Source organism: Actinoplanes sp. NPDC026623 (assembly GCF_040638275.1).
Classification (GTDB): Bacteria; Actinomycetota; Actinomycetes; order Mycobacteriales; family Micromonosporaceae; genus Actinoplanes.
Window position 1 is genome coordinate 1 of sequence record NZ_JBEZXZ010000175.1, and the last position, 18,840, is coordinate 18,840.

Below are 18,840 nucleotides of genomic sequence, written 5' to 3' on the forward strand. Positions count from 1 at the left end.
CCACCCCCCCGGCGCCGCCGCTTCCGGCCGGCCGGCCGGCGGGGGTGCCCGGCCGCGACGCGGCGCTCGCCTGGTTCACCGCCGAGCGCGAGGTGCTGATCCGGGTGGTCCGGCAGGCGGCCGACACCGGCTTCGAGACGTACGCCTGGCAACTGGCCTGGGCCGTGACGGCGTTCCTCGCCCCCCGCGGCCTGTGGCAGGACCAGTTCACCACCCAGCAGGTCGCCGTCGCCGCCGCGGAACGGGCCGGCGACCTCGGCGGGCAGGCCATGGCCAACCGCCTGCTGGCCCGCGCCGCGCTGCGGCTGGGTGAGCACGACGACGCCGCCGACCGGCTGGCGGCGGCGCTGCGGCTGTACGAACGGATCGGCGACCTCACCGGCCAGGCGCAGACCCTGCACAGCCGCACCGAGCTCGCCTACGAGCGCGGCCGGCCGCAGGAGGCGCTGGCCCACGGCCGGCAGGCGCTGCGGCTGCACCGGCTGGCCGGCACGCCCGCCGGCGAAGCGCGCACCCTGAACGCCGTCGGCTACATCCACGCCACCATCGGCGACCACCGCTGCGCGATCGAGCACTGCACCGAGGCGCTGCTGATCCAGCAGAAGATCGACGACCGCAACGGCCAGGCGGCGACCCTGGACAGCCTCGGCTTCTCCCACGAGCGGCTCGGCGAGCACGGGCGGGCCGCCGAGCTCTACGAACGGTCGATCCTGCTGTTCCGCGACTCCGCCGACCGCTATCACGAGGCCGAGACCCTGACCCGGCTGGGCGACGTGCGGACGGCGATGCACGACCGGCCGGCCGCGGCCGACGCCTGGCGCCGCGCGCTGGAGATCTACGAGGCGCTGGGCGATCCCGCGGCCGACGAGGCCCGCCGGCGGCTGGGCCGCCTTGAGGAGTAGGAGCGGGCCCGCCATCCTCAAGCGCCCCAGAAGCCTAACCAGTCCGGAGGCGGCACAATTCGCGGCCACACCCGGGATGCCTGACAGTTTGCGCGACCTGACTCAACGATCGGTGGTGGATGGATACGGTGCTGTCAGCGGCGGACCCGCAGCCGGCGCCACTGCGCGACGCTGCGCCAGCCGAAGGCCAGGCCAAGGCCGAGCAGGTAGATGCCGAGGGCGAGTACGGCGGTCATGACGCTTCGCCCGGGGTGCAGCAGCCGTCGGTACACGCACCGGCCGGCGGCGCGGCGGGGCGCAGCGCGGTGGCCGGGGTGCAGCAGCCGTCGCCGCGCCACGCTTCGCGGCCTTCCTTGACCGCGACGGCGGCGATGACCAACGCGGCGAGCGGATCGGCCCACCACCAACCGAACAGCGAGTTGACCGCCAGACCGACCAGCAGGACCGCGGACAGGTAGGTGCACAGCAGGGTCTGCTTGGAGTCCGCCACCGCCGACGCCGAGCCCAGCTCGCGTCCCGCGCGGCGCTGCGCGGCGGACAACACGGGCATCACCAGCAGGGACAACGCCGCCAGGGCCAGCCCGATCGTGGAGTGCTCGGCCCGGTCGGCGCCGATCAGGGCCCGTACGGAGTCGACCGTGACGTAGGTGGCGAGGGCGAAGAACGAGATCGCGATGATCCGCAGCGCGGTGCGTTCGCGCCGCTCGTGGTCGCTGCCCGAGAACTGCCATGCCACCGCGGCGGCCGAGGACACCTCGATCACCGAATCCAGGCCGAACCCGAGCAGCGCGGTGGACGATGCGAGGGTGCCGGCGGTGATCGCGACGACCGCCTCGACGGTGTTGTAGGTGATCGTCGCGGCGACCAGCAGCCGCACCCGGCGGGTCAGCGCCGACCGCCGCGCAGCGGGCGGCCCGACCGGCAGCGTGGGAAGCGGTGGCGAGGCGGCCATCAGCAGCATCCCTTCGCCGCGGACTCGGGGCAGACCGCCGGGTCGACCGCCAGGACCAGGCCGAGCAGGTCGCCCAGGGCGTGCGCGAGCCGCGGGTCGGCCAGTTCGTATCGGCTGCGCCGGCCCTCGGGTACGGCCACGACCAGGCCGCAGCCGCGCAGGCAGGCGAGGTGGTTGGACAGGTTCTGCCGGCTGGTGTCGAGCCGCTCTGCCAGCTCGGCCGGATATCCCGGCCCGTCCCGCAACGCCAGCAGGAGCCGGGCCCGCACCGGATCGGACAGTGCGTGACCGAACCGGGCGAGGACCTGTCCGTGCGTCATGACTTCCACGACCACGACAGTACAGCGAACGCTGAATAAAGCAACCGCTGAACTGTTGCCTCGCCCCGTCACGGGCGGGGGTCGCGGGCCGGCGGCGCCCTGTCGTCGGCTACCGCATCAGGTTGATTCCGGACTGAAGGTTCGTCAGGGGGTGGCCTGGCGGTGTTCGAGGCGTTGCTTGAGGGCGGCCAGATTGTTCGGCATCTCCTTGCGGGCCTGGGGCCGGACCAGCAACGGGACGAGGAGCTTGCCGACGCCGTGACCCTCGAAATCGACGTTGATGGTCAGACGGGACCGGTCCGCGGCGACAGGTTCGACGGTGACGTCGACGACGGCCCGGATGGGTCCGTCGAGGCCTCGGACGCCCCACGTGCGTGGCGGGTCGAAGTGCGCGACTTCGGAGCTGCTTGCCCGGTCGGCGCCGCCGATGCGCAGGGTGGTCATGCATCGCGCTCCCACCTTCGGTGCGCCTTCCATGCGGCCGTCGACGACGCCCTGCTGCCACTCGTGGAACAGTGTCGGATCGGTGGCGTAGGCGAAGACGTCCTCGGCGGACCGGTCCACGTCGGTGCTGACGCTGATCAGCGACATGTCAGCCGCCCTCGGTGAACAGGGCTGCGTACCGCGACAGGTACAGCGGCCAGCCTTCGTCGTGGGCGACGCCGTCGCGTACGGATTCCCAGCCGGGGCCGTGCCGGTCGAGGTGGCGGTGTTCCAGTTCGAGGCGGGTGCGTTGCGGGGTCTCGGCGAGGAACCGGACCTCGACCTCGCTGGTGTTGTCCGGTTCGGTCTCGACCTGCCACTGCGGGCTGATGTCCCAGCTGAAGACGACCCGGTCCGGCGGGTCGTAGGCCAGGACGCGGGCCCAGCGGCATTCGCTGCCGTCCACGCCGCGGTCGTAGATGTGACCGCCGACCTTGGGCTCGAACACGGTCTCGGCGATCGCCGCGCCGAGCAGGTTGTGCTCCTTGGGCTTGAAGTCACCGAACCGTTCGGTGAACACCGTGAAGGCCCGCTCGAGCGGCGTGTGCACGATGACGTGGCGGCGCACCACGGTCGTGGGCTGGGTCATGAGTCCTCCTGGGTCGGTTGTTCCACGACGTCCTGGTAGCCGTCGAGCGCGCGATGCCAGAACGTATCCAGTTGATCACGCAGGGCGGCGACGCCGGCGGGGTTGAGTCGGTAAACGCGGCGGGTGCCGGCGGTGCGGTCGGTGACCAGGCCGGCGTCCTTGAGCACCTTCAGGTGCTGCGACACCGCGGGCCGGCTGATCGGCAACTCCTGTGCGAGTTCACCGACGGCCCTTGGTCGCTCCGCGAGGCACGCCATGATGGCGCGTCGGGTGGGATCGCCGAGGGCATCCCACCCGTCTCCGTCTTGGTAAGTAGCCACGAACGGTAAGCTACGACTTACCGAGTCTGGCGTCAAGTGCCTGCAGCCGCTGCTGCTGGCGGTTGCGCTCGGCGACCTTGGCCCGAGGCCGGCGGGCGACGAGCGGGATGATGGCGAGGGCGAGGATTCCGCCGCCCAGGGCGAGGGTGGCGTAGCTGGTGGCGGAGAGGATCATGCCGCTGGCGATGCCGCCGCCCGCGCCTGCGAGCGCCACGCACAGGTCGACGTTTCCCTGCGTCTTGGCGCGGCTGTGTAGCGGCAGCGCGTCGGTGATCATGGCGGTGCCGGAGATGAGGCCGAGGTTCCAGCCCAGGCCGAGCAGTGCCAGGGCCAGGGCGAGGGCGGCCACCGAGTCGGTGGGGGCGGTCGCCGCGACGACCCCGGCGACCAGCAGCGTCAGCCCGGCTGCCGCGGCGACGGGTGTGCGGCCGAGGCGGTCGACGAGCAGGCCGGTGAGTGGGGACGGCAGGTACATGCCGGCGATGTGGACGGCGATGACCAGGCCGGTGGCGTGCAGGTCGTGGCCGTGAGTTTGCATGTGGAGTGGTGCCATGGTCATTACGGCGACCATGACGATCTGGGTGAGGACCATCGTGAGCGCACCGGCCATGACGCCGCCGGTGTACAACGCGCGGGCGCCTGTCCGCGGCGGGTGGGCGGTCACCGCTTCCGACAGCTCGGCGGCGGCGATGCGGCGTGACACCTGCAAAGGGTCCGGTCGCAGCAGGGCGAACAGCACCGTGCCGGCGAGGGCGTACGCGATCGCGGCGAGGCCGAACGGCCCGGCCAGGGCGGGTATCCCGAAGTGCCGGGCGGCGTCGCCGGTGACGGCGACGAGGTTGGGACCGGCGACCGCGCCGAGGGTGGTGGCCACGAGCACGGAGCTGACGGCGCGGCCGCGGCGTTGCGGAACGACGAGGTCGGCGCCGGCGTAGCGGGCCTGCAGGTTCGTGGCGGTACCGGCGCCGTAGACGAGCAGGAACAGCAGCAGCAGGGCGACGCTGTCGACGGCGGCGGCCAGCACCACCCCGGCGCCGCCGACGGCGCCGGCGGCGTATCCGGCGGTCAGCCCGGCGCGGCGCCCGAGGCGCTGGGACAGCCGGCCAACCAATCAGGGCGGCACCGGCGGACCCGGCGGTGAACAGCGCTGCGGGCAGCCCGGACAGGCTGCTGGTGCCGAGCATGTCCGCGGCCAGCAGCGCCCCGACGGTGACACCGGCGGCGAGGCCTGCGCCGCTGAACACCTGGGAGGTCATGACGATTCGCAGGGTTCGGCGGTGCAGGGCCTCACGGGCGGCCGGTGAGTCGACGTACTCGGTGGCGATCATGCGGGGGGATGGTTCCTTCCGGAGTGGTGGAGAGCGCGCCTGCCGGTGGGCGTACCGAGGGGCGGCTGGTCAGTGCCGGGGGTGCGTCTCGTACATGCGGGCCCAGGCGAGCAGCCCGGACGCGGCGGTGAGGGCGGCGACGACCCAGATCGCGGCGCGGATGCCGGCGAGGTCGGCGACGATCCCGGCGAGCAGGGCACCGACGGCGAAGCCGCCGTCGCGCCAGAGGCGGTAGACGCCGACGGCGCGGGCACGCCAGGCGGGGTGCGCGACGTCGCTGATGGCGGCGAGCAGGGTCGGGTACACCGCGGCGGTGCCCGCACCGAGCAGTACCGCGGCGAGGGCCCAGGCGGTTAAGTCGTCGGCGAGCGCGATCAGGCCGAGGGCGGCGGCCTGCAGGAGCATCCCGGTGACGATGAACGGTTTGCGCCCGTAGCGGTCCGACGCCGGTCCGGTGGCGAGTTGCGCGAGACCCCATACCGCCGGATAGAGGGCGGCCAGCGCGCCGATCTGGGTCAGTGACAGTCCGGCGGCGGCGAACAGGATGGGGAACAGTCCCCAGGCGAGGCCGTCGTTGAGGTTGTTGACCATGCCGGCCTGGCTGGCCGAGGACAGCGCGGGTTCGCGCCAGCTGGTCAGGGCGGCGACCTGCCGGGTGGTCAGGTCCGCGTTCTGCTCGCCGGTGTGGGTGGCGGCTTCGTGGCGGGCGTGCCCGCGGGTCTCGCGGACGAAGAACAGCGACAGGCCGAGGCCGAGGGCGAGGTAGGCGGCGGTGAGCAGGAACGGCGCCGGGCGTAGCCCGTGGGCGGCGGCGAGGGCGCCGGTGGCCATCGCGGTGGCGGCCACGGCGAGGTAGCCGGCGGATTCGTTGAGGCCCATCGCCAGGCCGCGCCGGTCCGGTCCGGCGAGGTCGATCTTCATGATGACGGTGGTGGACCAGGCGAGGCCCTGGTTGATCCCGAGCAGCACGTTCGCGGCGATGATCCATCCCCAGCTCGGTGCCCAGATCAGCATGGCGGGGATCGGCAGGGCGATGAGCCAGCCGGCGAGCAGGACGGGTTTGCGGCCGTAGCGGTCGCATAGGGTGCCGGCGAAGAAGTTCGTGGCGGCTTTCGTCGCGCCGAACGCGAGGATGTAGGTCAGGCCGGCGGTGTAGACGGCGAGGCCGAATTCGCGGTCGGCGAGTAGCGGCAGCACGGTGCGTTCGGAGCCGAGGACACCGCCGACGAGGGCGTTGACGACGACGAGCAGGGTGAACTGGCCGGCGTTGGCGGCCAGCCCCAGCCGCGGTGCCGTGGTGGTGTTCATGAGCCCTCGGTCAGGCGGTGGCCGGTGGCGGCAGCCCAGTCGTTGGGACCTCCGACGAGGACGGCAAGGTCGCGGCGGCCGGCGCGTTCCAGCAGGGTGGCGGCGGTCATGGCGCGTTCGCCGTGTCCGCACATCACCACCGTGGGCCTGTCCGGTGCGGCGTCGCAGGCGCCGGGAACGTCGCCGAGTTCCAGGTGGACGGCCCCGGGTAGATGCCCGGCGCCGTATTCGCTGTCTTGCCGGATGTCGAGCACCGGGGCGTCGACCTCATGCGGGAGGACCAGCCGGGTGGTGGTGACCTCACCGGTCCAGGCGCTCATACCGCCGGTGAGTTCACCGGCCAGCGAGTCGAAGCCGATGTTCAGCGCCGGCCACAGGATGTCGGCCGGGTCCTGGCCGGGGTTGCGCACGATCACCACCGGGGTGTCCGGGGCGACGAGCCAGCCGAGCCAGGTGGCGAACTGGGCCCGCAGCGGGATCGCGATCGCGCCCGGGATGTGCCCGGCGGCCACGTCGGCAACCGGACGCACGTCCACCAGCGCCGCGCCGGCAGCGAGCAGTCGCCGCACCTCGTCGGCGGACAGTCCCGGTAGTGCGGGGGCGGCGCCGAGGACCGCGGGGCCCCGTCGGTTCGTCTCTCCAAGCCACCGGAAGTACGCCGGGTAGGAACCGAGGGAGGCGACGAGCCGGGCGACGAACGCGTCGACGTCCGGCGCGGCCAGCAGCGGATTGCCCGCCTTCTCCGCGCCGATGGTGCTGGTCCGCGCGGCACCGGGCGGGGCGGAGCAGAACGACCCGGCGCCGTGCGTGGGCCACACTCCGGTGGTGTCCGGCAGCAGCGCGAGACGGTGCAGGGACGAGTACTGGGCGCGGGCCAGTTCGACGGTGCGCTCGTCGCCGAGCAGGTCGGTGCGGGCGGCGGCGCCGACGATCAGCGACCCGCCGGTGAACACACCCACCGGCGCCGTCGCGTCGAGCAGCAGGAAGGACAGGTGCTCATCGGTGTGCCCCGGCGTCGCCAGGGCGCGCAGGGTGAGCCCGCCCAGGTCGACCTCGTCGCCGTCGGCCAGGCCGCGGTGGTCGAAGGCGCGCATCCCGGCGGCCGAGGCCAGGACTTGCGCGCCGTCGCTCGCCGCGAGTTGCACGGCGCCGGAGAGGAAGTCGGCGTGCAGGTGGGTGTCGGCCGCCCAGGCCACCGTCAATCCACGCCGCGCGGTGGCCGCGTAACGCGCGCAGGTCCCGTGGTGGATCCACCGCCAGCGCCCTGCCGTCACGGGCGTCGAGCAGGTAGGCGCTGTTACCCAAGCCCTCGTCCACCAGCGGTATCAGCCATTCCTGCCGCATCTGCACGACACCCCTTCGACCCGGGCGGCGTCTGCCGCACCTAGCTACTACACTATTCCACAGAACATTGGAGGATGGTGTGGGTGATCCGGTTGCCAAGGCTGAGCTGTTCGACTCCCTTGCCCGTGTCGGCAAGGCACTGGGCAGCGGCAAACGTCTGGAGCTGCTCGACCTGCTGGCTCAGGGTGAACGCAGCGTCGAGGCTCTGGCCCGCGCCGCGCGCTTGGGGCTGACGACCTGCTCGGCCCATTTGCAGACGCTGCGGCATGCGGGGCTGGTCGTGACCCGTCGTGAGGGTACGAAGATTCACTACCGGCTCGCCGGGCCCGACGTCGCCGCTCTGTACGCGCTGCTGCGCGACGTCGCCGGCTCCCGCAACGCACACGCCGCCGCCGCACGTGACGCGTACCTCGGCGTCGACGACACCGACGCCGTGGACCGCGAGGAACTCCGGCGCCGCCTCGCCGCGGGCGAGGTTGTCGCCGTGGACGTACGCCCCGCCGAGGAGTACACCGCCGGGCACATCCCCGGTGCGGTCTCCATACCCCTGGACCAGCTCGCCGACCGGCTCACCGATCTGCCCGCCGGCATCGACGTGGTGGCCTACTGTCGCGGCGCCTACTGCGTGCTGGCTCACGACGCCGTCCGGCTTCTGCACGCCCGGGGCCGCCGCGCTGCCCGGCTGGCCGATGGGATGCTCGAGTGGCGCCTCGCCGACCTGCCCGTCGACACCGCCGCATGACCACGCCCGTGGTCCTCGACGGCGGTGACCGCCGATGCGTGCTGCTGCTCATCGAGCTGCGCCGCCTCACCCTGCAGGTCCCGGCCGACACCACGATCCACCAGATCGCTACCGATCCGGCCGCGCCCCTGGACCTGCCCGCCTGGTGCCACCTCACCGGACACACCTACCTCGGCCCACTGCCGGCCGGCGACCGGCCCACCTACGCGATCAGGGTCACCGCCGCCGCAGCGGTCACCGACCCGGATCGTCCATGGCGGCCGACGCAGGTGTGATGTCGGCCTGTCGAGCGCCCTGGTCTCCTCGTTCGCGGTGAGGACGGGGTCGTGCAGGCAGCCTCCCGCATGTTGACTTGAGAGTGGACATAGGTGAAAGTACACTCAGGAGTTAACACATGGGAGGCTGCGATCGTGGCAGAGACGAGGTCTGAGCCGGTGCGGCGGCTGCCGCGTGCGCAGCGGCGCGAACAGATCCTCGCGGCGGCGACGACCGCGTTCGCGCGCCACGGGTTCGCCGCGACCGGCCTGGAGGACATCGCCGCCGAGGCCGGCATCACCCGGGTGATCCTGTACCGGCACTTCGACTCCAAGACCGACCTCTACCAGGCGACACTCGACCGGTTCTGCGCCGTCATGTCCGATCACGTGGCCGAGCCGGTGGGCGGGTTCACCGACGCCAGCATCGACGGGCTACTCAAGGCCGCGATCGCCGAACCGGACGGATTCCGGCTGCTGTTCGTACACGCCGCCCGCGAGCCGGAGTTCAAAGCCGCCGCCGACCGGTTCCACGCGCAGGTCACCGAGATCGCCCACCTTCAGATCTCGCCCGTTGTCACCGATCCGGCGTGGGCCCGGTGGGCGGCGCAGCTGGCACCCACCGTGGCGATCGAGGCGATCATCGCCTGGCTGGACGCCGGGCAACCCGACCCGGACCTGGCCGCCGACCGGATCCGGCACGTCATCGCCGGAGTCATCACCGCAGCAGCCTCCGACAGCGGGCTCGGCAGCCTGCCCCCGACCGCCTGACCCCTCGCCCATCCTGACCGGTTGGAGCACCTCATGACAGCGACACCAGACGAGACCGCCAAGGTCCTGCGCGCCTGGGAGAAGAGCGCACCGGGCTACGACAAACAGATCGCCTTCTTCGAAAAGATCTGGTTCGGCGGCGGCCGGCAATGGCTCGGCGCCCGCGCCCAAGGCCGGGTCCTGGAAATCGCGATCGGCACCGGCCTCAACCTGCCGCACTACCCGGCCGACGCCACGATCACCGGAATCGAGCTCAGCCCGGCGATGCTGGCCATCGCCAAACAGCGCGCCGCCGACCTCGGCCGCGACGTCGACCTGCACACCGGCGACGCCCAAGCCCTGCCGTTTCCCGGCGACACGTTCGACACAGTGGTCTGCGCGCTGTCGCTGTGCACGATCCCCGACCCGACCACCGCGATCGGTGAAATGAGACGGGTCCTCGTGCCCGGCGGGCGACTGCTCCTGCTCGACCACATCGCCAGCACCTGGCCGCCGATCCGCGCCGCCCAGTGGCTCCTGGAACGGCTGACCATCCGCGCCGCCGGGGAACACTTCACCCGCCGCCAGCTACCACTGGTCCGCGCGGCCGGGTTCGACCTCGTCGAGGCCGAACGACACAAGGCCGGCACCGTCGAACGCGTCCTCGCCCGCAAACCGCGCAGCGACTAACGGCCGGAGGACACTGACATGATCGGAGCCAAGATCGGAGCCGGCCGCGAGGCCGACGTACACGCCTGGGGCGACGACACGGTCGTCAAGCTGTACCGCCCCGGATTCGGCGGGCACCGCGCCGAAGCACTGGCACTGACCAAACTGGACGGACATGGCGTCGCCCCGAGGCTGATCGACGTCGTGGACTGCGACGGCCGCATCGGCCTGGTGCTGGAACGCCTCGGCGGGCAGGACATGCTCACACTGCTGCAACGCCAACCATGGAGAGTGCTCGGCCTGGCCCGCGCACTAGCCACGGCCCACCTCGCCGTACACGCAATCCGCGTCCCGGAAGGTCTCCCGGACCTACGCGAGAGGTTGGCCGCGCACATCGACGACGCCGCACTGCCCCCACCATTGCGCGACTTCGCCGTGCGGGTTCTGCACGAGCTGCCGGACGGCGATCACGTATGCCACGGCGACTACCACCCAGGCAACGTCCTCGTCACCGCCGACCGGGTCAACGTCATCGACTGGGTCGGCGCCACCCGCGGCGTTCCCGAAGCCGACCACGCGCGCACGCTCCTGCTACTGCGGCGGGCCGATCCGCTGCCCGGCACACCCCTGCTGTCCCGCGCGCTCATGGCGACCGGCCGATCGGTGTTCACGCATGGCTACACCCGGGCATACACCGCCAACACGCCCAGACCGCTACACCAGGTCGACAAATGGCTGATCGTGCACACCGCCGCACGCCTGTCCGAGGGCATCGACATCGAACGACCCACGCTCATCGACCTACTCGACCGCGCCCGGCACCGGGCCGTCCGGTGAACGCGCCGGGCACCGGACTGAGGTCAAGGCCGGGGCATCCGAAGGCGCCTGGGAAACGATGCGATACCAGGCCGACCTGCGACTCAGCCATGAGCATCCCACCAGGAAACAACAGCCGGGCGGCAAAATCAACAGGAACCATGCGCAACCGTACGCGCGTACGGGCAAAAATGCGTGTCGCGCCCTTGTGAACGCATTAATGGCTACAAATACAAAAGGCCAGCTACGCTGGCCTTTTGTTACGTCGGGCTGACAGGATTTGAACCTGCGACCCCTTGACCCCCAGGCCGTTGGAGTCGGCGTTTCCGCACGTCAAGCGCGTTGCGCAGCGTTCAGGAATACGTCAAGTATGCAGGACCGCGCACTGGCGCGCATACCGTGTGGTCCAGATGGTCCCCACGCGCCGCAACTACTCTTGTCCTTCCTGGGCCAGTCAGTGCACCGGGGTCTTCAGCGTCGGACGCCGGCCTCACAGAGATCGCTCCGCGCGCCGACGACGTGATCATCGCTCGCGAACGCCGCGAAACAGTTACGACCGCAGAGCGACGGTATGCTTCGGCCGTCGCTCAATGACCGCGGGCGACAGCAAGGCTCCAACTGTAGAGAGGCCAACCGGCAATGGTTAATGAGAATTACTACCTGCCAGCCAGTGTTGCTGCCACGCCGAGCGCGCAGGTGAAGGTAACGGTGACACTAGCCTCGAAACAGGTTAGTGAACTTCAGGACATGGCGAACAGGCAAGGCACAACAGTCACTGAGGTTATACGCCGATCCATCGCGATTGGACTTCTAGTCTGGGGAAAGCAGCTCGACGATTACGCTATCCTCATCGAAAAGGGCGACGAAAAACAACAACTGCGGTTCCTTTAGGAGCTGCAGCCATGACTAATAGCTCCGAAATGAGCGATCCCGAACGGATCATTGATTTGACCGCAGAGGCGGCGGGTTCACCCCTAGAACCTTTTTCGGTAGATCTCACCAAGGTAGAAAATGCACCCCCTGCCGGAACCGACGAAGATAGCCGAATTAAGATTGCAACTGCGGAGTTTCAGAGGCAATTGGCTGGCCGCCAAGAGTGGGTCCGGACCGCTCTCGCCGTGGGAGCTTTTCTCTCTTTGGTTGGGATCCTGGTGGTACTCTTGATCGCTGTGCTCGACGGCCTCACCGTTGATAACGTTGAAAAGGTTGCGACGGTGGTAGTAACACCACTAACCGGAATCGTTGGCACAATTATCGGCTTCTACTTTGCCGAAAAGCGCGGTAACGGAGGCAACTAGTGCCTCGTCCTTGGATGTCGGCCGCGGCCCGGCCCCCTGCACGACTTCGGCACAATCGGGGGGCTTGCTGCGACGGATTCGTCGCTGATAGCCCACACGACCCCCAGGCCGTTGATGTTGGCGTTTCCGCACGTCAAGCGCGATGCGGGCCGCTCACGGGATCGTTAAGCGTGCAGACCAGCGCGCTGGCACGCATAGCGTGTGGTCCCCGGATGGTCCCCGTCCGGCCGAGCTTCAGTCGGGGGATCACCACGCCCGGTCGGAATGGTGAATCCGACTAGAGGTCTTTGGCTTCGGCAGGCGTGTCTCTCGCATCCACAGCCGACGCAGGATCTACGTCCATCAGTTTCAGGACAAGCGCGATGCGAGCGCGGTCGTTGAGGTCCGGATTCTCGACGCCGGCAAGAATTTCGCCGACCTGCACGAACTTTCGTTCTTCGAGAAGCTGGGAGTGCATCCTCTCTGCTTGCTCAGCCAGATGCTTTCTTGACTTATCGGCGCGCCGCCAAAAAACCGCACCAGATCCGGCAATGACTGCACCACCGAGGCCGGTGGCAAGCGTTATGTAACCGTTCGGCGCGCTCGGCGCCGAATGCATCAGCGCCAGAACAGCCGCGGCCAGCACAAGCAAGCCCCCGACCGCCATGAAAATGACGCTCAGGATGAATGTTATGTTTGCCTGCCGAAGTGCCTGATTCAGGAAGCTTCCGACAAACTGATCCCTGTGTTGAATTGAACGCCGGAAAATTAAGCGGGAGTACCACAGATTTTCGGCCTCAGATTCGCGGGGATTCTCCGCCGTGTCCCGTTGGTAAATATGAATATCGCCCTTGACGCCGCTAACCTGGTACACGTCTCCGGCCACCTTAGAGCGCCCAATCGCCTGTTCCGAGGAGCCGACCACACCCCCCAGGCCGACCCGGCGAAGACCCAAGAAGCGCAGGAAGCCTCGGTGTTCCTTCGGTCCCACTTCCTGCGCGGCCTTCCCACGAGCAGCCAATTCTGAGCCACTAGAAGGCACCACGTCGACCTCAGTAGACCTATTCGAGCCATCTTCAACAGGCGGGGATGCTAGCTCGTCGAGCGGCTCCCTACGCTTTTTTCCTTTTGCCACCCGCGTCTCCTCATGACCAACAATAGGCGCGCCTCGCGTGTTACTCGGAATTCTCGCACAGATCCACTAACATGAGTGTCCCTCACGATAGCCCGTCCCCGTTGCCGATCTTCCCCACCTCATGCCGGACAGCAACGGGTCGCTAGACCGCACGACCCCCAGGCCGTTGGGATAGGTATTTCCGCACGTCAAGCGCGACGCGCAGCGATCACGCGAATGTCAAGTGTGCAGGTCCGCGCGCTGGCGCGCATACCGTGTGGTCCCCAGATGGTCCCCGGTGATCGAAGCAGCACAGGCCGTGGACCATGATGTGGCCGTGGAAGGTCGACAGCTCAAGATGCACACGGTTCTTCGCTACGGGCGCGACGGAGCAAGCGGTGACCCAACGTCGGCCCGAGGAGATCCTACGAGACTGACGACCTCGACGTGTTCGCCCGGGACATCGGGCGCGGCCGAAGGATGAGCGTTTGTTATACGACCGGAACAGCGCTCTAAAGTTGGGATCGACGGCGCTCATGGATCGTTTCGCCCGCTCCACCAGATAGAAGTCGAACGCCCCCGGTGGTCCCCGTTCATGCCCGGGGAGCGGGAAAGGTCAGATAACGTGACCCGCAGGCCAGGAAGGTGACGCGCGGATCAGATGCCACCTCGCCGCTCAGGCTTCTACGAACCAAGAATACCGGCCATCAACATCACCGAGAACTTCCTGTAGCCGGAGTATAGGGGTAATAACTGAGTCAATATTTCCGGGACTTCGCATCTGTTGTGGCCTTAGCGCCTCATCGATCGCCGATATAATCGGCTCCAGATGGGATGCGATGGGTAAAATGTCAGCGCAAGCACGAACCGCAACGACAGCTGTCTGCATCTCTCTTTCCAGCACTCCTCGCTCATAAAGAAGGATGGGCATGTCAAACGAGTCGAATGAACAATATTGACTTAGTCGCGTAAGTACGACGGAGCCGAGCTTTCTGGCCATGCGGACAGGCCGGAGATCTGTGTTGGCGAGATCGACCGCAATGAGAGGCAGCGCGGACCAAGGCCGATACATGGTTGGCCTTTTATCAGAAGACCAGCTCGTTCCCGCACCCTCCCTAGCGCCGCCGGGAGCGATGCTCGCTGCAGCCACAAGGGAAGCGCGATCGAGCCGCCATTCGCGAGTTTGCCCTGAACTAGTAACAACCCAATATGCGTCGATCCAATCTGACTCCTCCGCCGCCACGACTATGGAAACTAGGGCTTGGAACTCACGCCCCGCCAAATTAGGTATGTGAACATGCACCGTATCCCGCCGGCGCCGAACATCATGCGGGGCAACGCCCGCAACTCCGAGGATCTCGGCGACCCGGTTGCGAAGAAAAGGACTGCCTTCCCAAGGATTCACAAACTGGTCTATCCGCCTTCTCAAGACGGCATGCCCAGCACGCGCGATCGCGATTCCCGCTTGGAATGCTTCGTCGATCGCGATCAAGCTCTCCGCAGCTTGATGGATTTCCTCTACCTTGACAACCTGTCCGCCGAGCACCGGGGCATCCAGGGAATCATCCCAATAGACATGCTCGTGTGCTGCGGCATTCCTCCATTCAGTCCTGACTGGCTTCTTCAGAAACTGACAGATATCCGAGCTCGACCTCGAAATACCCATGAGAAGGTCATTCGTCGACGGCAGCTCTGTCGTCAGCTCAGTTTCACCCAGCATGCAGAGGACCGCTGCTGCGGTATGCCGAAAATTTGTTTCTAGTGACAACCGGTACAGATGACTGACCAGACGGAGCGCGCGCTCGTCGTCGGGCCCGGACATGAGTTCAACTCTAGTTCTAGCTACGTCTTCATGAGTGGAGAGAGCACGGGCAACCAACGGATAGAACCCGGTAATGGCCTTTAGTACCGACTCCTCATCCTCAGAGTAGCGATTGAATACCATCGGCCAGGTTGCAGCGACCACTCTATGAGTAATCAGTGGCCGCTGCGAGATCAGGATCTTTCCGAGATGCTCCGATGGATTAGGAAGGTAGTCCAACCTCGGCGGCAAAAGGTGAGAAATTGACTCGCGGACACGCCCCTCTAGCTCCTCTAGCCTTCCATGCCAGGCTGCGGTTATTCGAGCCCCCGCAGTGATGGAACTGCCCGCCTCCCAAGTCTCTGGTTCCATTCCATAGACATGTCGGAGAACGAACAGCCCGCTTTCAACTTCAATTGATCCTGTTATCCGATTGGATAGCTTTGCAACAGCTTTGTCGCAGAGCGTGACAGCATCATAGATTTGTTGACCGAATGAGTCTGGCGATGTTCCACTCTTAATCCCCCCAACAACAGCGTCCCAAATAACGTTTACACTGGTTGATATTTCCCAAACTTCCTTTGAACCGGACTCGTGAGGAGGCTCCTTAAAAGCGCTGATTTCTCGGCACGTAGCAGCTAGAGCCGAAACCAGGGCATGGAATCTAGCGAATCGTCCGCGAAACTTACGGCCGACTTGGCGAGTGCTTCCGGTCAGGACCCCAATAACCGTAGCGACCGATTGCCGACCGTCCCCCCATAGGTCCGCTATGGACGCGTCCCGTATGACATTTCTCCACTGAACGGGGGAAAGAGGTGTAAGTGGAAACTTTCGCATACGAGGAAGGTCCTCTTCTGCGACGCCAATGCCATCAGATAGCGCCATCCGCGCCGCGACCCATGACTCCGGGGAAATACGTGGCAGCGTGCTTCCATCGATTCTGTACAAATCATGACCCTTGGGTAAGGTTGGAGGTCCTGCGGTTCAACCAGAATGCCACACGGGCACCGCACCACACAATCACGTCAATTAATGGAGAGCATCCTAAGATGCTTCTGCGTCTCGAAATCCGTACGTGAGTGACAGAGCAATCCCTGTCCTGTCACTCACGTTTTCCCAGCTCAAACCCCACGGAGTGACACCAGTGACACCGGTGACACCCGTGACGACGTCGCTACGCCGAAGACAGCGCGGCTGCGATGTCGCCCATCGAGGTCACAACGGCGTCGGCACCGGCGAAAGCTCCCGTCTTCCACGGCCTGTTGGCGTAGCCGATGATGTTGACGCCTGCCGCTCTAGCTGCCTCGATGTCGGTGAGTGAGTCACCGACCAGGGTGCAACTCCGCGGATCAGCCCTCAGGGCGTCCACGGCAGTGACGACGGCCCAGGGATTCGGCTTCATCCGCGCAGGTTCAGCGTGCGGCCGGCCGACGATCGGCCCGATATGGCCAGTCAGCCCGTGCGCCGCAAGATACGCCCGGATCGCGGGCTCCGAGTTGTTGCTCACCACGGCGAGCGGTATCCCCCGCGAGTTCGCCCCCACGATCACCTCTCGACTGGATGGCGTCGGTGCCGCAGTGCGGACGGCCCGCAACTCCGCTGCGCACATCGCGTCCTCAATCGCGCCAACCACCTCGACCGGGCACGTCTCCGCGGTCCAACGGAGCACGGCAAGCGGGTCCTCTTCGCCGCGGATCTCAGGAGGGATCGCCATCCGCCTGAAGTCGAGCAGGGTGACCAGTTCCTTAGCAACGCGCGGCGCGGGCTCCCCTGCGAAGACCGAGCACACCGGACCGTCGAAGTCCAGGAGCAGAGGGCCAGCGCCGATGATGTGCGTTAACCCCACGCCGCTCACTCGCGGTACTCGCGGGCGACGCTGTTCCACACCGAGTCGAACCAGAGGCGCGCGGACTCCACGAACTGAGTGCCGTGTGATCCTTCATCCTCGTCAACGGCGTAGTGGAAGAGCGTCGCGTCCCTGCCCATGAGATCGAAGATCTCGACCGGCTGGCCACCGATGGTGACCTCCCGCTTGATCGCTGGGTAGAAGCCGAAGAACGCTTCGCTGCTGTTGAGCATGTAGAGCTTGAAGGTCGGCGCGATGCTGTGCGTTCGCACCTCAACGGTGGCCGATTTGACGAGTCCGAGGTCCGCAAGTTCCTGCACCTGGTCAATGATCCCGTCGGCGGCCCGCCGCGTGATGCGTTCTGCCCGCTTCCGGACCTCGGCGTCGTCCCCACCAGTCGCAGCCAGCGCGGGCAGTGCCATCGGCACGGTCATGTCCGAGATCATGAGGCGTACGGCGATCGTCTCGGGTGCGGTACGACCAGCGCGCACCATGTCGAGCGCTTCGGCGATGGCGTCACGCAGGGTTTCGCCGGAGAAGCCGGCGAAGTCGATCGCGACATGTGGGTGCTCGAATGCTGCCTCGATTAGCGGTCGCAACTCGACCGGTCGCTGTGTCTGCGCGCGCACAAACGCGCCGCTCCCCTGTCGCGTCACGATCAACCGTTCGTTGCGAAGTGCTTCCAACGCACGCTTGATCGTTTCTCGGGCGACGCCATACCGATTCGCAAGCTCCGGCTGAGACGGAAGCTTGTCGCCGGGCGCGAGCTTTCTGGTCAGGATGGCTGCGCGCAGCATGTTCGCGATCTGCTGCGACGCCTGCCGGGGGTCGTCGGGATCGAGGTCACCTAGGTAGTCCAAGTTCGCGGCCACCGCATGACAGTACCGCTGACTAGCCAAGTTAGGGAAGTTTCGACTCAGTCCTTGACTTGACTAGCCATGTCGGCCTACCTTCAGAGGACGGTACCTGACTAGCCAGGTCCACCAAGCTTTGGAGGCTGGCAGTGCGCAAGCACCCGCTCCTGTCCGACGAACCGACGTTGGCGGACCTGTCCGCGATCGAGGCCGAGTGGCCATTGATCGAGGCGGAGTTGTCCGTGCTGGACGCCGAGATCACCAACATCTACGCCGCCGAGCACGGCGGCCCGTCGCCGCTGGACTGGCGTCGGCTGCGCCGGGCCGAGGCCCGCGTGACCCGCATTGCCGCCGAGCTGGCCGCACGCCCTGTCGCCCTCAAGGCGGTGGCGTGATGCGCAAGCCGTCCGTGTCGGGCCGTGGTTGGGCCTACATCGGTGCCGCTCTCGGCGGCACGGTCTCGATCGCTGCGAACGTCGCGCACTCCTACGTCCCGCCCGCCGAGGCCCCGGCCGACTGGACGCCGCAGACCGGCGCGGTCGTCGGCGCGATCTTCTGGCCCATCGCGTTGTTCGTCGCGACCGAGATCCTGGCCCGCGTCGTCTGGCCTACCGGCCGCGGCTGGTCGTTCCTGCGGTTCGCCGGGCTGCTGCCCGTCGCTCTGGTCGCCGCGTTCGTGTCGTACCGGCACCTGTCGGGCTTGCTGCACTTCTACGGCGAGGACGCTCTGACGGTCCTGCTCGGCCCACTCGCCGTCGATGGCCTGATGGTCATGGCGACCGGAGCCCTGCTCGCCACTGCCCGCCGTGCCGCCGCGCTGACCGAGACCGTCGCGCCGACCGAGCGGGCGGAGCGGACCGTTACCGAGATCCTGGCGCCGGAAGTCATCGAACTCCAGGCGCGTATTGCTGCCGAGCAGGCAGCAGCCGAAACACCTGAGCCCCCAGCGCCTACCCCGGTTCCGGCGGTCAAGAAGACGCCCGTCAAGCGCGTCACGCCGCGGCCCGCGTCGGCCGAGAAGGTGGCCAAGGTCGCCGCGAAGATGCCCGGCGCGCCGGTCGCGCAGATCGCCGCTAAGGGCCCGACGATGAATTAGTTGGTCGGTTCGAGGATGATTGTCTGGTTTCGCACCGTTTCTGGGATGGGTCCAGGATGGATGACGTAGTTCCAC

The 18,840-nt window shown here is 67.3% G+C and carries 21 protein-coding genes; 9 read left to right on the plus strand and 12 right to left on the minus strand.

Features of this window, described 5'->3' with window-relative positions; translation table 11 throughout:
• Positions 1–902 (plus strand): tetratricopeptide repeat protein (locus AB0F10_RS34825; protein WP_360635111.1); only part of this gene is annotated, 902 nt, incomplete at its 5' end.
• A 232-nt stretch (positions 903–1,134) separates the two neighbouring features.
• On the opposite strand, the gene AB0F10_RS34830 is transcribed toward AB0F10_RS34825, so the two are convergent.
• From AB0F10_RS34830 to AB0F10_RS34865, 8 genes are all read right to left on the minus strand, one after another.
• Positions 1,135–1,863, minus strand: coding sequence for a cation transporter (locus tag AB0F10_RS34830; RefSeq protein ID WP_360635114.1), 729 nt, complete (start codon positions 1,861–1,863; stop codon positions 1,135–1,137).
• Complete coding sequence (locus AB0F10_RS34835; RefSeq protein ID WP_360635117.1) at positions 1,854–2,189, minus strand: metalloregulator ArsR/SmtB family transcription factor; 336 nt, start codon at positions 2,187–2,189, stop codon at positions 1,854–1,856. Before AB0F10_RS34835 ends, AB0F10_RS34830 begins: the two co-directional genes overlap by 10 nt.
• A 129-nt stretch (positions 2,190–2,318) precedes the next feature.
• A complete protein-coding gene (locus AB0F10_RS34840) occupies positions 2,319–2,765 on the minus strand; it encodes an SRPBCC family protein (protein ID WP_360635120.1) in 447 nt (148 codons plus the stop codon).
• 1 nt (position 2,766) lies between these two features.
• Entirely contained in the window at positions 2,767–3,246 is a 480-nt protein-coding gene (locus AB0F10_RS34845) for an SRPBCC family protein (protein WP_360635123.1), read from the minus strand.
• The gene (locus AB0F10_RS34850; protein ID WP_360635126.1) at positions 3,243–3,566 is read right to left on the minus strand and encodes a metalloregulator ArsR/SmtB family transcription factor; all 324 of its coding nucleotides are present in this window, start codon (positions 3,564–3,566) and stop codon (positions 3,243–3,245) included. The genes AB0F10_RS34845 and AB0F10_RS34850 overlap by 4 nt, the downstream gene beginning before the upstream one ends.
• Positions 3,567–3,576: 10 nt before the next feature.
• Positions 3,577–4,677: an MFS transporter gene (locus tag AB0F10_RS34855; protein ID WP_360635129.1), complete on the minus strand. Its 1,101-nt coding sequence runs from the start codon at positions 4,675–4,677 to the stop codon at positions 3,577–3,579.
• Between the two features lie 286 nt (positions 4,678–4,963).
• A complete protein-coding gene (locus AB0F10_RS34860) occupies positions 4,964–6,202 on the minus strand; it encodes an MFS transporter (protein ID WP_360635132.1) in 1,239 nt (412 codons plus the stop codon).
• Entirely contained in the window at positions 6,199–7,398 is a 1,200-nt protein-coding gene (locus AB0F10_RS34865) for an MBL fold metallo-hydrolase (RefSeq protein ID WP_360635135.1), read from the minus strand. The genes AB0F10_RS34860 and AB0F10_RS34865 overlap by 4 nt, the downstream gene beginning before the upstream one ends.
• 227 nt (positions 7,399–7,625) lie before the next feature.
• Here AB0F10_RS34865 and AB0F10_RS34870 point away from each other — a divergent pair, with 227 nt between their 5' ends.
• The 6 genes from AB0F10_RS34870 to AB0F10_RS34895 all read left to right on the plus strand — a co-directional run bounded on the left by AB0F10_RS34870 (position 7,626) and on the right by AB0F10_RS34895 (position 12,075).
• Entirely contained in the window at positions 7,626–8,288 is a 663-nt protein-coding gene (locus AB0F10_RS34870) for a metalloregulator ArsR/SmtB family transcription factor (RefSeq protein ID WP_360635138.1), read from the plus strand.
• A complete protein-coding gene (locus tag AB0F10_RS34875) occupies positions 8,285–8,563 on the plus strand; it encodes a sulfurtransferase TusA family protein (RefSeq protein ID WP_360635141.1) in 279 nt (92 codons plus the stop codon). The genes AB0F10_RS34870 and AB0F10_RS34875 overlap by 4 nt, the downstream gene beginning before the upstream one ends.
• 135 nt (positions 8,564–8,698) lie before the next feature.
• Positions 8,699–9,313: a TetR/AcrR family transcriptional regulator gene (locus AB0F10_RS34880; protein ID WP_360635144.1), complete on the plus strand. Its 615-nt coding sequence runs from the start codon at positions 8,699–8,701 to the stop codon at positions 9,311–9,313.
• A gap of 33 nt (positions 9,314–9,346) precedes the next feature.
• Positions 9,347–9,982 carry a methyltransferase domain-containing protein gene (locus tag AB0F10_RS34885; protein ID WP_360635147.1) on the plus strand — a complete coding sequence of 212 codons (636 nt, stop codon included), beginning with the start codon at positions 9,347–9,349 and terminating at the stop codon, positions 9,980–9,982.
• A gap of 18 nt (positions 9,983–10,000) precedes the next feature.
• Positions 10,001–10,798 carry an aminoglycoside phosphotransferase family protein gene (locus AB0F10_RS34890; protein WP_360635150.1) on the plus strand — a complete coding sequence of 266 codons (798 nt, stop codon included), beginning with the start codon at positions 10,001–10,003 and terminating at the stop codon, positions 10,796–10,798.
• 881 nt (positions 10,799–11,679) lie between these two features.
• Positions 11,680–12,075 carry a hypothetical protein gene (locus tag AB0F10_RS34895; RefSeq protein ID WP_360635153.1) on the plus strand — a complete coding sequence of 132 codons (396 nt, stop codon included), beginning with the start codon at positions 11,680–11,682 and terminating at the stop codon, positions 12,073–12,075.
• 277 nt (positions 12,076–12,352) lie between these two features.
• On the opposite strand, the gene AB0F10_RS34900 is transcribed toward AB0F10_RS34895, so the two are convergent.
• The 4 genes from AB0F10_RS34900 to AB0F10_RS34915 all read right to left on the minus strand — a co-directional run bounded on the left by AB0F10_RS34900 (position 12,353) and on the right by AB0F10_RS34915 (position 17,687).
• Positions 12,353–13,189, minus strand: a complete 837-nt coding sequence (locus AB0F10_RS34900) for a hypothetical protein (protein WP_360635156.1) — start codon at positions 13,187–13,189, stop codon at positions 12,353–12,355.
• Positions 13,190–13,844: 655 nt separating this feature from the next.
• The gene (locus tag AB0F10_RS34905) at positions 13,845–15,209 is read right to left on the minus strand and encodes a hypothetical protein (RefSeq protein WP_360635159.1); all 1,365 of its coding nucleotides are present in this window, start codon (positions 15,207–15,209) and stop codon (positions 13,845–13,847) included.
• Positions 15,210–16,143: 934 nt separating this feature from the next.
• Complete coding sequence (locus AB0F10_RS34910) at positions 16,144–16,824, minus strand: HAD-IA family hydrolase (RefSeq protein ID WP_360635162.1); 681 nt, start codon at positions 16,822–16,824, stop codon at positions 16,144–16,146.
• Positions 16,821–17,687, minus strand: coding sequence for a winged helix-turn-helix domain-containing protein (locus tag AB0F10_RS34915; protein ID WP_360635165.1), 867 nt, complete (start codon positions 17,685–17,687; stop codon positions 16,821–16,823). Before AB0F10_RS34915 ends, AB0F10_RS34910 begins: the two co-directional genes overlap by 4 nt.
• A 131-nt stretch (positions 17,688–17,818) precedes the next feature.
• Between AB0F10_RS34915 and AB0F10_RS34920 the strand changes: the two genes are divergently transcribed.
• On the plus strand, positions 17,819–18,064 hold the full coding sequence (locus AB0F10_RS34920) for a DUF6284 family protein (RefSeq protein ID WP_360635168.1): 246 nt from the start codon (positions 17,819–17,821) through the stop codon (positions 18,062–18,064).
• Positions 18,064–18,765 (plus strand): hypothetical protein, encoded by a 702-nt coding sequence (locus tag AB0F10_RS34925; protein ID WP_360635171.1) that lies wholly within the window; start codon positions 18,064–18,066, stop codon positions 18,763–18,765. Before AB0F10_RS34920 ends, AB0F10_RS34925 begins: the two co-directional genes overlap by 1 nt.
• Positions 18,766–18,840: the final 75 nt, after the last annotated feature.

Coding starts and splice junctions, on each gene's coding strand:
- AB0F10_RS34885 (WP_360635147.1), top strand. CDS start 9,347: ATGACAGCGACACCAGACGAGACCGCCAAGGTCCTGCGCGCCTGGGAG.
- AB0F10_RS34845 (WP_360635123.1), bottom strand. CDS start 3,246: ATGACCCAGCCCACGACCGTGGTGCGCCGCCACGTCATCGTGCACACG.
- AB0F10_RS34925 (WP_360635171.1), top strand. CDS start 18,064: ATGCGCAAGCCGTCCGTGTCGGGCCGTGGTTGGGCCTACATCGGTGCC.
- AB0F10_RS34860 (WP_360635132.1), bottom strand. CDS start 6,202: ATGAACACCACCACGGCACCGCGGCTGGGGCTGGCCGCCAACGCCGGC.
- AB0F10_RS34840 (WP_360635120.1), bottom strand. CDS start 2,765: ATGTCGCTGATCAGCGTCAGCACCGACGTGGACCGGTCCGCCGAGGAC.
- AB0F10_RS34890 (WP_360635150.1), top strand. CDS start 10,001: ATGATCGGAGCCAAGATCGGAGCCGGCCGCGAGGCCGACGTACACGCC.
- AB0F10_RS34830 (WP_360635114.1), bottom strand. CDS start 1,863: ATGCTGCTGATGGCCGCCTCGCCACCGCTTCCCACGCTGCCGGTCGGG.
- AB0F10_RS34895 (WP_360635153.1), top strand. CDS start 11,680: ATGACTAATAGCTCCGAAATGAGCGATCCCGAACGGATCATTGATTTG.
- AB0F10_RS34875 (WP_360635141.1), top strand. CDS start 8,285: ATGACCACGCCCGTGGTCCTCGACGGCGGTGACCGCCGATGCGTGCTG.